The sequence below is a fragment of the Streptomyces sp. B6B3 genome, from assembly GCF_039871525.1.
Taxonomy (GTDB): Bacteria; Actinomycetota; Actinomycetes; order Streptomycetales; family Streptomycetaceae; genus Streptomyces.
The window spans coordinates 389014-401547 of the sequence record NZ_JBDPLU010000002.1; the positions used below are offsets into that span (position 1 = coordinate 389014).

The following is a 12534-nucleotide window of genomic DNA, read 5'->3' on the forward strand; positions in this document are numbered from 1 at the left end:
TGTCAGCCGGGATGCGGGCTGAGCGCGCGAACGGTTCGGGAGGGGCTGGGGCGGCCGAGGTGGTCGGCCATCCAGGCGCTGGTGGCGACGAGCTGGTCGAGGTCGACGCCGGTCTCGATGCCCAGGCCCCGCAGCATCCACAGCAGGTCCTCGGTCGCGAGGTTGCCCGTGGCGCTCCGGGCGAACGGGCAGCCGCCGAGGCCGCCGGCCGAGGCGTCGACGGTGGTGACGCCGTGGCCGAGCGCGGTCAGGGTGTTGGCCAGGGCCTGTCCGTAGGTGTCGTGGAAGTGCACCGCGAGGTGCTGGACGGGGATGTCGGCGGCGAGCAGGGCGCGCAGCACCGTGCTGACGTGTCCCGGGGTGGCCACGCCGATGGTGTCGCCGAGGCTCAGCTCGTCGCAGCCCAGTTCGTGCAGCCGGCGCGCCACGTGCACGGTCTGCGCCACCGGCACCGGGCCCTCCCACGGGTCGCCGAAGCACATCGAGAGATAGCCCCTGACCCGGACGCCGGCGCCGGCGGCGCGGGCGACGACCGGGGCGAACATGGCGAGCGCCTCGTCCACCGACCGGTTGAGGTTGGCGCGGGAGAACGACTCGGTGACGCTGGCGAAGACGGCGACCTCGCGGGCGCCGAGCGCGAGCGCCCGGTCGAGCCCGCGCTCGTTGGGCACCAGCACCGGGAGCCGGACGCCGGTCAGGTCGCCGAGGAGCGGGAAGAGCTCCTCGGCGTCGGCCAGCTGCGGGACCCAGCGCGGGTGGACGAAGCTGGTGGCCTCGACGGTGGTCAGCCCGGCCGCGGCCAGCCGGTGCACGAACTCGGCCTTGACCTCGACGGGGACGACGGACGACTCGTTCTGCAGGCCGTCGCGCGGGCCGACCTCGTGGATCCGGACCTGGTCAGGTAGGCCGTCGGCCGGTACCCGCATCGGCAGGGGGCGGGGCGACCCGCCCGTCGGCTCGTCGGTCATCGGGGCTCCTCCTCCGGGGCGTCGGGGGTGTCCGGGGAATCCGGGGCGACCTGGGCGAGCACCTGGTCCATGGCGACCACGGCGCCGGCGGTCACGGTCAGTTCGGTGACGGTCCCGTCGTGCGGGGCGGTGACGACGTGCTCCATCTTCATCGCCTCCACCACCACCAGGCTCTGACCCGCCGTCACCCGGTCGCCGACGGCGGCCTTGACGACGGTGACGGTGCCGGGCATCGGCGCGGTCAGCGCGTCGCCGGCGGCGGTCGGCCCGGTGCCGGCCGCCGCGATCGGGTCGTGCTCCCGGACGTGCCACGCCTCGCCGTCCCGACCCAGCCAGTGCCCGCCGGGCACCGCCGCGTGCTGAAAGGTGTGGGTGGCGCCGGCGTGCTCGACGCGTATCGTGCCGCTCTCCGCGGCCGTGGCCGGGTCGAGGAGCCGGGCCGGCGCGGGCTCGGCGTCGCCGACCCGGACCTCGCCGGTCCTGACCCGGACCGTGACGGCGTCGCCGCCCGGCACCCGCAGCTCGGAGGTGGTCCAGGCGGGCTCGCCGCCGAGCCGCCAGCCCGAGGGCACGGCGAACGGATCGGTCCACCCGCCGGGCGCGGTCCGCGGCGCCAGGGCGTGCTGGCGGAGCAGGGCGACGGCCGCGTACACCTCGTCGGGGACGGCGGGCTCGGCGAGCGCGGCGGCCTCCCGTTCGATCAGGCCGGTGTCGAGGTCCCCGGCGGCGACGTCCGGGTGGGCGAGCAGGCGGCGCAGGAATCCGACGTTGGTGTCCAGGCCCAGCACGGTGGTCCGGGCCAGCGCGGCGCGCAGCCGGCGCAGCGCGGTGGCGCGGTCGGGGCCGTGCGCGATCACCTTGGCCAGCATCGGGTCGTACGCCGTGCCCACCTCGGCGCCCTCGACCAGGCCCGAGTCGACGCGGACCCCCTCGCCCACGGGCTCGCGCAGCAGCCGGACGGTGCCGGAGGAGGGCAGGAAGTCGACCCGCGGGTTCTCCGCGTAGATCCGCGCCTCGACGGCGTGGCCGCGGTGCCGGACGGCGTCCTGCCCGAACGGCAGCGGCTCGCCGGCCGCGATCCGCAGCTGCCACTCCACCAGGTCCAGGTCCGTGGTGAGCTCCGTGACCGGGTGCTCGACCTGGAGGCGGGTGTTCATCTCCATGAAGTAGAACGTGCCGGGATCGTCCCCCGGCACGATGAACTCGACCGTGCCCGCGCCCCGGTACCCGCAGGCCCGGGCGGCCCGCTCGGCGGCGCGGCCCATCGCCTCCCGGGTCTCGTCGTCGAGCAGCGGGCTCGGCGCCTCCTCGACGATCTTCTGGTGGCGCCGCTGCAGCGAGCACTCGCGCTCGCCGAGCCGCAGCACCGTTCCGGCGCCGTCCGCCAGCACCTGCACCTCGACGTGCCGGGGGCGGTCGATCCACCGCTCGGCCAGCAGCGTCGCGTCGCCGAAGGCGGCGGCGGCCTCGCGCCGGGCTCCGGCGATCTGCTCGGTCAGCTCGGCCGGATCGCGGACCAGGCGCATGCCCTTGCCGCCGCCGCCCGCCGAGGGCTTGAGCAGCAACGGGAAGCCCAGCGCACGCGCCCCCTCGGCGGTGAGGTCCGCCTCGGCGTCCTGGGTGCCCGGGACCACCGGCACGGCGTGCTCGGCGACGATCCGCTTGGCCCTGATCTTGTCGCCCATCGCCTCGATCGCCTCGGCCGGCGGCCCGACGAAGGCCAGCCCGGCCGCCGTGACGGCGCGGGCGAACGCCGCGTTCTCCGCGAGGAAGCCGTATCCGGGATGGACGGCCTGGGCGGCGCTCCGGGCGGCGGCCGCCAGCAGCCGCTCGGCCGACAGGTAGCTCTCGGCGGCCGGCGTCGGGCCGATGCGCACCGCGGCGTCCGCCTCCCGCACGTGCCGGGCGTCCGCGTCGGCGTCGCTGTACACCGCGACGGAGGCGACGCCGAGCCGGCGCAGGGTGCGGATCACCCGGACGGCGATCTCGCCGCGGTTGGCCACCAGCACGGTGTCGAACATGCTCCCCGGTCCTCTCCGTCAGGTCGGTCGGTCAGGTCCGTCGGGTCCGTCGGGTGCATCGGGTGCGTCGGGTGCGTCAGGTCCCGTCACATCCGGAAGACGCCGAACGACGGGGCGGGCAGCGGCGCGTTGCCGCAGGCGGTCAGGGCGAGGCCGAGCACCGTGCGGGTCTCCAGCGGGTCGATGATCCCGTCGTCCCACAGCCGGGCGGTCGCGTAGTACGCGTCGCCCTGCGTGTCGTACTGCGCGCGGATCGGCGCCCGGAACGCCTCCTCCTCGGCCTCGCTCCACTCCTCGCCGCGCCCCTCGACCTGGTCGCGCCGGACCGTGGCCAGCACGGCGGCGGCCTGCTCTCCGCCCATCACCGAGATCTTGGCGTTCGGCCACATCCACAGGAAGCGCGGACCGTACGCCCGGCCGCACATCGAGTAGTTCCCCGCGCCGTAGGAGCCGCCGACGACCACGGTCAGCTTCGGCACCCGGGCGCACGCGACGGCCGTCACCATCTTGGCGCCGTGCTTGGCGATGCCGCCGGCCTCGTAGTCCCGGCCGACCATGAAGCCCGCGATGTTCTGCAGGAACAGCAGCGGGACGCCGCGCTGGTCGCACAGCTCGACGAAATGCGCGCCCTTCTGCGCGGACTCCGAGAAGAGGATGCCGTTGTTGGCGACGATGCCCACCGGATGCCCGTGGATCCGCGCGAAGCCGGTCACCAGCGTGGTGCCGTACTCCGCCTTGAACTCCTGCAGCCGGGAGCCGTCCACCAGCCGGGCGATCACCTCGCGGATGTCGTACGGCGTGCGCGGGTCGGCCGGCACCACGCCGTACAGGCCCGCCGGGTCCACCGCCGGCTCCTCGGCCGGCTCCACCGGCCAGGGCAGCCCGGCCCCCTCGGTGGCCGGCGAGGCCGGCAGCGTGGCCACGATGTTCCGCACGATACGCAGCGCGTGCGCGTCGTTCTCCGCGAGGTGGTCGGCGACGCCCGAGGTCCGCGCGTGCACCTCGCCGCCGCCCAGCTCCTCGGCGGTCACCACCTCGCCGGTGGCCGCCTTCACCAGCGGCGGGCCGCCCAGGAAGATCGTGCCCTGGCCCCGGACGATGACCGCCTCGTCGCTCATCGCCGGCACGTACGCCCCGCCGGCGGTGCAGGAGCCGAGCACGGCGGCGATCTGTGGGACACCCGCGGCGGACATCCGGGCCTGGTTGTAGAAGATCCGGCCGAAGTGGTCGCGGTCCGGGAACACCTCGTCCTGCAGCGGCAGGAAGGCGCCGCCCGAGTCCACCAGGTAGACGCACGGCAGGCGGTTCTCCAGGGCGATCTCCTGGGCCCGCAGATGCTTCTTGACGGTGATCGGGTAGTACGTGCCGCCCTTGACCGTGGCGTCATTGGCCAGCACCATCACCTGCCGGCCGCTGACCCGTCCGATGCCGGCGATCACGCCGGCCGCCGGCGCCTGGCCCTCGTACATTCCCTCGGCCGCCAGCGGGGCGACCTCCAGGAACGGCGAGCCCGGGTCCAGCAGCGCGTCCACCCGCTCGCGGGGCAGCAGCTTGCCGCGCGCCACGTGCCGGGCGCGGGCCCGCTCGCCCCCTCCCAGCCGGGCGACGGCGAGCCGCTCGCGCAGCCGGGCGGCCAGCTCGCGGTGCGCCGCCTCGTTGGCCAGGAACGCCTCGGAGGCCGGATCGACGGAGCTGCTCAGCAACGTTGCCTGCCGCATGGAACCAAGGTTAACGTTCGCTAACCTGGCTTGTCTAGAATGGGGTACATGAGCCCCCACACGCGCACCGACAGCGACACCGGCTCCACCCGTGCCACCCGGCGCGGGCAGATCCTGCGCGCCGCCTCCCGGCTCTTCGCCGAGCGCGGCTTCCACGGCGTCGGCGTGGACGAGATAGGCGCCGCCGTCGGCATCAGCGGGCCCGCGCTGTACCGGCACTTCCCCGGCAAGGACGCCATGCTGACCGAGCTGCTGGTCGGGATCAGCAGCCGGCTGCGGGACGGCGGCCAGCTGCGGGTGTCGGAGGCGGAGGAGCGGGGCGAGCCGCCGGGCAGCGCCCTGGACTCGCTGATCGGCGGGCACATCGACTTCGCCCTGGACGACCGGGCGCTGATCACGCTGCACGACCGGGAGCTGGACCGGCTGCCGCCGGAGGACCGCAAGCGGGTGCGGCAGCTGCAGCGGCAGTACGTGGAGCTGTGGGTCGCGGTGCTGCGCGGGGTGTACCCGGCGCTGCCGGAGGCGCGGGCCCGGGCCGCGGTGCACGCGGTGTTCGGACTGCTGAACTCCACTCCCCACCTCTCCCGGCCCGCCTCGCTCCCCGACCGCGACGAGACCGCGGCGCTGCTGCACCGCATGGCGCGCGGCGCCTTCGCGGCCGCCGCGGCCGCGGCGCCGGCGGGGGTGTAGCGGTGCCGCGGATCCGGGTCAGCTTCGCGCCGGAGCTGGGGCCGCTGGCCGCCCCCGACGAGCGGAGCGTCACCGTGGACGGGATGTCCACGCTCGGGCACGTGGTCGAGTCGCTCGGCGTGCCGCTCACGGAGGTGGGTCGGCTGCTGGTGGACGGGCACGAGGTGCCCGTCTCGCACGTGCCCGCGGGGGCCGACGAGGCGGTGCGGGTCTGCCCGGTGGACCGGCCGCAGCGGGTGCCGGGCGCGCCGCTGCGCTTCCTGCTCGACGTCCATCTGGGGTCGCTGGCGCGCCGGCTGCGGCTGCTCGGCGTGGACACGGCGTACGAGAACGAGGACATCGGCGACCCGGCGCTGGCCACCCGCTCGGCGGCGGAGCGACGGGTGCTGCTGTCCCGGGACCGGGGGCTGCTGCGGCGCCGGGAGCTGTGGGCGGGCGCGTACGTGTACAGCGACAGGACGGCGGAGCAGCTGCGGGACGTGCTGAGCCGGTTCACCCCCGAACTGGCGCCGTGGACCCGGTGCACGGCCTGCAACGGGTGGCTGGAGCACGCGGAGAAGGCGACGGTGGCCGACGACCTGGAGCACGGGACGCGGCGCACCTACGACGCGTTCGCCCGCTGCACGGCGTGCGGCCGGGTGTACTGGCGCGGCGCGCACCACGCGCAGCTGGCGGCGATCGTCGCCGACGCGGTCCGGGAGTTCGGCTGAGTCCCTCTCACCCACCCGCCCCTTCCGTCGAGGGCTCCGCCCCCGAACCCCCCGGCCCCCGGCCGGCCAGACCCCGGCACGGGTACCCCGGCCCGGACGTGCCCTGCGGGGCCGGCCCGCGCATGTGCCCACGGGCACGGACCACAGGCGGTGCGGGCCACCACCCTGGGGCCGGCCCACCGGTTCGGAGGCGACCCCCGGAACAACCCGGCCCGCCCACTGGTGCCGGCGCGGCCTCACACCTGCCCAGGCACGGACGAGGCGGTGCGCCAGTCCGGTGGGACGGTCGCCGGTGCCGGACGGCTGCGAACGCCGCTCGGCTCCCGGCCGGGCCAGCGGCCCCAGGGCTCGGCGGGTGGGCACGAGGGGTGCCTCTCGCCCGTACCCGCGAACGCCGAGGACCGGCCGCCGGTGCCGGGGTGCGGCCACGCCTCCGGCTCGGCGTGCGCCAGGGCCGCAGCGGTCCAGCGAGCGGTGCTCCGGCCGCTGGAGCCAGCGTGTGGTGACGGGGGCGCCGTCGCCGGTGGGCGACGGCGCCCCTCGCGTCGCCGCGGGGCGTGGGCCGGCTAGGCCGTCAGTTCCTGGCGCAGGGCGTCGCGGAGGCGGGCGGCGCGTTCGGTGACCTCGGCGGGGCCGAGCTCCATCGCGCGGGTGCACCACGTGCCGCCCTCCGCCAGGTCGCCGCGGCGGGAGGCGAGCAGGGCGAGGCGCAGCGCGGCGCGGCCGTGCCCGGCCTCGGCGGCCCGGGTCCACCACAGCGCGGCCTCCGGCTCGCTGCCCTCGCGGGCCAGCAGCAGCCCGAGGTTGAACGCGCCGTTCCGGCTGCCTGCCTCGGCCGCGGCCCGGTACCAGCGCGCCGCCTCGACGACCTCGCCGCGCGCCGCGGCGCACATGCCGAGCCGAACCTGGGCCCTGCGGTGGCCGCGGTGGGCCGCGTGGGCGTACCAGCGCTCGTGCGCCGGCATGCCGTCCGCGCCCTCCTCCTCGGCGTCCGCCGGACCCTCGGCGCCGGCCGCTCCCGCCTCTCCCGCCTCTCCCGTCGCTCCCGTCGCTCCCGTCTCTGCCGTCTCCTGGTCCGTCACGCCCTGCCGCTCCAGCAGCACGGCCAGCCGGAAGGCGCCCTCCACGCTGCCGCCCTCGGCCGCCCGGCGCAGCTCGCGCGCGGCCCGGCGCTGGTCCTCCTCGTTCGCGCCGTTGCGCAGCAGGTCCACCGCGATCTGCAGGGACGCCTCGGCGTGACCGGCCGCGGCGGCGTGCTCGTACCAGCGCCTCGCCTGGTCGTCCTCGCCCCGGCCGGCGTGCAGGATGCCGAGGTTGAACGCGGCGTCCACGCTGCCGGCCTCGGCGGCCTTGGAGAACCACGGCTCGGCGCCGGCCGCGTCGCCGCGCTGCAGCAGCAGCACGGCCAGCGCGTTGGCCGCCTCCCGGTGCCCCGCGTACGCGGCACGCCGGTACCACTGCTCGGCCTGCGCGATCCGGCCCTGTTCGGCGCAGAGCAGCGCGAGGTTGAACGCGCCGTTGATGTCCCCGGCGTCCAGGGCCGCGCGGTACCAGCGCTGCGCCTCCTGACGCTCGCCGCGCTCCGCGTGCAGCGCGCCGAGCGCGTTCGCGGCCGGGCCGTCGCCGTCCCGGGCGGCGCGCAGCCACCAGCGCTCCGCGCCGGGCTCGTCACCCGCGTCGCGCATCAGGAAGCCCAGCGCGCTGGCCGCGCGCGGCTCGCCCGCCTGCGCCGCGTCCAGGTACCAGCGGCCGGCCTCGGTGATCTGGCCGCGCTCCTCCAGCAGCGCGCCCAGGCGCAGCGCGGCCCGGCGGTGGCCGCGGGCGGCGGCCTGCCGGAACCACGCCTCGGCGGGCCCCGCGGTGCCGGCGGCGTCGCCGGCCGTCCCGTCGGACGCGTCGGCGCGCGCCGCGGCGCGGCGGCTGACCAGGCAGGCGTAGCGGTAGGCGGCCTCCCGGTGGCCGTGCTCGGCCGCGGCGCGGAACCACGCCTCGGCGTCCGCCGCGCCGCGGTGGTCGAGCAGATCGGCCAGCGCGTAGGCGCCGGAGGCGTGCCCGGACTCGGCGGACTGGCGCAGCCAGTACTCGGCGGAGGCCTCGTCGCCGCGCTCGCGGTGGTGCCGGCCCAGGGCGTGGGCGGCCGGGGCCGAGCCGGCGACGGCGGCGATCCGCCACCACTCGGCGGCCTCGTCGTACCGGCCGGACTGGAAGAGCAGCACCCCGAGGTTGTTCGCAGCGGAACGCTCACCGTCCGCGGCGGCGGCCCGCAGCGGCGGTTCGGCGCGGTCCAGGTCGCCGAGTCGCAGCAGTCGCGCGCCCTCGCGCGCGACTGCCGCACTACTCTCGAACCTCGCCTTGTCCCCCATAAGGTCCATAGTCGCACCACCTGAAACCTGCGTACACCTCGTATAGCGCAGCCAGTGAAGTCACTTCAGAGGTTTATCGACTTCCCGATATGGATACACCCAAACGCTTGGCCGGCTGCGGATTGTCCAGGTGCCGACTCGCAGTATGGTGCCGCTCCGGAGGAGTGCCGGTCAGCGGCGGTGCGGCGCTGGTGCCGAACTGTTGCACGGGGTTGACGTCGTGGGGCGCGAAGGGGACGGGCCCGGAGGCGTGTTCGGCCTCCGGGCCCGTCAAGGTGGTCGTCCTGCGGCAGAGTTGCCCGGCGCCGCCGGCTAACCGCCGGTGCCGTCGGCGGGGTCCTCCTCCCGCCGCGCCTCCTCCAGCTGACCGAGCTGGTCGAGCGCCTCCTCCAGCCGCTCCTGGGCGTCGCCGTAGGCCTCCCAGTCGCCCTCCGCGTACGCGTCCTGGGCGTCCTGGTAGGCGTCCTGGGCCTCCTGAACGGCCTCGTCCAGCGTCTGCTCGCCCTCTCCCTCGGGCGGCGGTTCCTCGCCCTCGGGTGGTGGCTCCGTCCCGCCGTCGGACTCCTCCAGGCCGAAGACGACGTTGAGCGCGTCGTCGAGGGTGTCCTCGAAGGCGATCTCCTCGCCGTAGGCCACCAGCACCTTCTGCATCAGCGGATAGTTCTGCCCGGCTCCGCGGATGTAGACCGGTTCGACGTAGAGCAGTCCACCCTCCAGGGGGACGGTCAACAGGTTGCCGTAGTCCACCGTCGAGTCACCGCGTTGCCAGATGTTGACCTGGTCGGCGACCTGGGTGTCGGAGTTGAATCTCGCCTGCACCTGTTCGGGGCCCCAGACGGTGGTCGCCGTGGGCAACGTCAGGATTCTCATCGTGCCGTAGTCGGGACTTCGCGCGTCGGCCTCGACGGCCATATAACTCGCGAGGTTCTGCCGGTTGAGCGGCACGAACGTCGTGGTCAGCGAGAAGACCGGCTCCTCCTGGTCCGGCATCCGCATGCTCAGGTAGTACGGCGGCACGGAGGTGGTGCCCTCGTGCGTCGGGTCCGCCGGCACCTGCCAGCGCTCCGAACCGCTGTAGAACTGCGCCGCGTTGTTCACGTGGTACCGCTGGAGCAGGTCCCGCTGGACCTTGAACAGGTCCTGCGGGTACCGCAGGTGGTCCAGCAGGGCGTCGCTGATCTGGCTGCGGTCCTCCACCGTGCCGGGGAAGGCCTTCATCCAGGTCTGCAGGACCGGATCGTCCTCGTCCCACTCGTAGAGCACCACCTCGCCGGTGTACGCGTCCACGGTGGCCTTCACGGAGTTCCGGATGTAGTTGACCTGGTTCTCCTGGGCGACGACCTCGCCCTGGCTCTCGGTCAGCGACGTCTCCGTGGCCTCGCCCAGCGTGGTGCGCGAGGAGTACGGATAGCCGCTCGTCGTGGTGTAGGCGTCCACGATCCACTGGATGGAACCGTCGACCACCGCCGGATACGGATCGCCGTCGATCGTCAGCCACGGCGCCACCGCCTCGACCCGCTCCTTGGGCGTGCGGTTGTAGAGGATCTGCGAACCCTCGCCGATCGCGCCCGAGTAGAGGATCTGCGGCTCGCCCATGGTGAGCGCGTACGCCGCCCGCTTGAAGTAGTTGTCCAGCTCGACGCCGGCGTCGCCCTCGTAGCTGTACTCGACCTCGCCCTCCTCGCCGGCGTAGTCGATCTCCTGCTGCGGGCCGCCGACGATCGAGTACTGGGTGGTGTACTCACCGAAGTAGATCCGGGGCTCGTAGTCCTCGGCCTCGGTGATCTCACCCTGCGGCGGCAGGTCCTCCTCGGTGAACAGCGGCTCGCCGTTGGGGTCCACCTCGGTGCCGGAGGCGGCCACCATGCCGAAGCCGTGCGTGTACCGGAAGTGCTCGTTGATCCAGTTGCTCTCCGGGACGGCGTTCACGTCCATCTCGCGGAGGCCGACCACGGTGTCCTGCTCGCCGTCCTCGGTCGGGTACCGGTCCACGTCGAGCGTCGTCGGGAACTGGTAGTAACCGCGGACCTGCTGGATCTGCTGGAACGCCGGCGACACCACGTCCGGGTCGAGCAGCCGGATGCTCGCCGTCGCCGGCACCGCCTCGCGGAGCGTCTCCGGACTCGCGTCGCTGACCCCGGAGTAGTCCGTGATCTGCGCGTCCGCGATGTCGTACGCGTCCTTCGTGGCGTCCATGTGCTTGTCGATGTACGGCTCTTCCTTGACCTGCTCGTTCGGCCGGACCTGGAACTGCTGCACCAGGGCCGGGTAGACGCCGCCGATCAGCACCGCGGAGAGCACCATCAGGCCGAGCCCGATCACCGGCAGCTGCCAACCGCGCCGCCACAGGGCGGCGAAGAAGAGCAGCGCGCAGATCGCCGCGATGATCGTCAGGATCGTCTTGGCCGGCAGGTAGGCGTTGGCGTCCACGTACCGCAGGCCGGTCCAGCCGGCGTCCCGGAAGTCTCCGGTCTTCAGCGCCAGGCCGTACCGGTCGAGCCAGTACGCCACCGACTTCAGTGCCACGAAGAGACCGAGCAGCACCGAAAGGTGGCTGGTGGCCGCCTGGGTGATACGACTGCCCGGGGTGGTCACCCGCAGGCCGCCGTACAGGTAGTGGGTGAGCGCGGCGGCCAGGATGGACAGCACCACCAGCGCGAAGCCGAAGCCCAGCAGGAAGCGGTAGAACGGATAGTCGAACGCGTAGAACTTCACGTCCATGTGGAACTGCGGATCCGTGACCCCGAACGAGGTGCCGTTCACCCACTGCAGCCAGGTGCGCCACTCACCCGAGGCCGAACCGCCCGCGATGAGGCCGACCAGCAGCGAGACGCCGATCAGGATCCAGCGCTTGTACGGCGCGATGCTCATCCGGTACCGGTCGAGGTTCTGCTGCTCCATCGACATCGCGCTCAGCGGCGGGCGCAGCCGGTGGGCCAACCAGATGTTGAAGCCCACCGCCAGGGTCATCAGGACCCCGAAGATCACGAACATCAGCGACCGGGTCAACAGCTCGGTCCGGTAGACGCTGGTGTATCCCACCGAGTCGTACCAGAGCCAGTCCGTCCAGAACCCGGCGAACATCGCGAACAGAATGAGCAGACCGACCAGAACGGCCGCCGTGATCAGCAGCGTTCTCGCCCCACGAGACGGGCGTCCCACGCTGAATCGCCCCCCGCCGGGGCCTCGTGGACCGCGGGGACCGCGCGGCCCGTTCCGACCGTTCGAGCGGCCGGAGCCCCGGTCCGGCATCTGGAAAGCCAAGGTGGCACCTCAAAGATTCGCTGGATTCTCGCAGGGTTGCAGCCAGGCCAGCCGGAGAAGCGGCCCACTCGACTAACTTACTCAAGCTTTACTCGGTTCCCGTTTCCGGGGTTGGAGACGGCACGATATCCCCATGGACAACACCCCGCTGACTGGCAGCCCACTGACCCGCGCCGTGCTGGACATCGACGAGTACCTGGCCGGGCTCGGCTGGGACCGGCCGGCCCAGCTCTTCGCCCTCGTCGACACCGAGCAGTTGCGCGCCAACGAGCCCGAACTGGCCGAGCGCCTCGGCGTCGCCGAGCCCGACGGCGCCGACGCCCCGGAGGCGGCCGACGCGCTGACCCCGGTCGAGCAGGACGAGCTGCCGCCCGACGTGCCGCTGGACGAGTTCCTCGCCACCATCGCCTGGCCGGACGCGGTGGCCGGCTGCGCGCTGGCGGTGGAGCGGCTGATGCTGCCGCCGTCCGCCGAGGCGGCGATGCCCGAGGCGCTGCGGGACGACCTGCGGGCGGGCGGCGGGGACGCCGCCGCGACGCTGCAGCGCTGGGTCGCCGACCACCCGGAGCGGCAGGAGGTCCGGATGACCGTGGCGGTGCTGCGGGACGGCCGGCGCGAGTCCGCCATCCGGCTGCGCGAGAAGGACGACACGACCGAGGTGCTCACCGGTCCCGATCTGGTGCCCGGGCTGTCCCAGGCGCTCGCGGCCACCTTCGAGGACTGAGCGAGGAGCGTGCGGCGGCGCGGCCGCCGGATGGGTGCCGAGGTGGAGCCGGGTGGTGCGTCGGGTGGGTGCCCGG

At 74.1% G+C, this 12534-nt stretch carries 8 protein-coding genes; 3 read left to right on the plus strand and 5 right to left on the minus strand.

The window, feature by feature from the left end:
• Window positions 1–2 precede the first annotated feature (2 nt).
• The 3 genes from ABGB06_RS06035 to ABGB06_RS06045 all read right to left on the minus strand — a co-directional run bounded on the left by ABGB06_RS06035 (window position 3) and on the right by ABGB06_RS06045 (window position 4707).
• Complete coding sequence (locus ABGB06_RS06035; protein ID WP_347585989.1) at window positions 3–968, minus strand: hydroxymethylglutaryl-CoA lyase; 966 nt, start codon at window positions 966–968, stop codon at window positions 3–5.
• On the minus strand, window positions 965–2989 hold the full coding sequence (locus tag ABGB06_RS06040) for a biotin carboxylase N-terminal domain-containing protein (protein ID WP_347585991.1): 2025 nt from the start codon (window positions 2987–2989) through the stop codon (window positions 965–967). The genes ABGB06_RS06035 and ABGB06_RS06040 overlap by 4 nt, the downstream gene beginning before the upstream one ends.
• An 86-nt stretch (window positions 2990–3075) precedes the next feature.
• Window positions 3076–4707, minus strand: coding sequence for a carboxyl transferase domain-containing protein (locus tag ABGB06_RS06045; protein WP_347585993.1), 1632 nt, complete (start codon window positions 4705–4707; stop codon window positions 3076–3078).
• A gap of 48 nt (window positions 4708–4755) precedes the next feature.
• Here ABGB06_RS06045 and ABGB06_RS06050 point away from each other — a divergent pair, with 48 nt between their 5' ends.
• Window positions 4756–5397, plus strand: coding sequence for a TetR/AcrR family transcriptional regulator (locus tag ABGB06_RS06050; RefSeq protein WP_347585995.1), 642 nt, complete (start codon window positions 4756–4758; stop codon window positions 5395–5397).
• Between the two features lie 11 nt (window positions 5398–5408).
• A complete protein-coding gene (locus ABGB06_RS06055) occupies window positions 5409–6107 on the plus strand; it encodes a Mut7-C RNAse domain-containing protein (protein WP_347586573.1) in 699 nt (232 codons plus the stop codon).
• 566 nt (window positions 6108–6673) lie between these two features.
• Here ABGB06_RS06055 and ABGB06_RS06060 read toward each other — a convergent pair.
• Together ABGB06_RS06060 and ABGB06_RS06065 are read right to left on the minus strand one after the other, a co-directional pair.
• A complete protein-coding gene (locus ABGB06_RS06060) occupies window positions 6674–8470 on the minus strand; it encodes a tetratricopeptide repeat protein (protein ID WP_347585997.1) in 1797 nt (598 codons plus the stop codon).
• A gap of 312 nt (window positions 8471–8782) precedes the next feature.
• Window positions 8783–11596, minus strand: a complete 2814-nt coding sequence (locus ABGB06_RS06065) for a UPF0182 family protein (protein WP_347586575.1) — start codon at window positions 11594–11596, stop codon at window positions 8783–8785.
• A 271-nt stretch (window positions 11597–11867) separates the two neighbouring features.
• On the opposite strand from ABGB06_RS06065, the gene ABGB06_RS06070 reads away from it, so the two are divergent.
• Entirely contained in the window at window positions 11868–12458 is a 591-nt protein-coding gene (locus ABGB06_RS06070) for a PPA1309 family protein (protein ID WP_347585999.1), read from the plus strand.
• Window positions 12459–12534: the final 76 nt, after the last annotated feature.

Coding starts and splice junctions, on each gene's coding strand:
- ABGB06_RS06045 (WP_347585993.1), bottom strand. CDS start 4,707: ATGCGGCAGGCAACGTTGCTGAGCAGCTCCGTCGATCCGGCCTCCGAG.
- ABGB06_RS06035 (WP_347585989.1), bottom strand. CDS start 968: ATGACCGACGAGCCGACGGGCGGGTCGCCCCGCCCCCTGCCGATGCGG.
- ABGB06_RS06070 (WP_347585999.1), top strand. CDS start 11,868: ATGGACAACACCCCGCTGACTGGCAGCCCACTGACCCGCGCCGTGCTG.
- ABGB06_RS06050 (WP_347585995.1), top strand. CDS start 4,756: ATGAGCCCCCACACGCGCACCGACAGCGACACCGGCTCCACCCGTGCC.
- ABGB06_RS06060 (WP_347585997.1), bottom strand. CDS start 8,470: ATGGGGGACAAGGCGAGGTTCGAGAGTAGTGCGGCAGTCGCGCGCGAG.
- ABGB06_RS06040 (WP_347585991.1), bottom strand. CDS start 2,989: ATGTTCGACACCGTGCTGGTGGCCAACCGCGGCGAGATCGCCGTCCGG.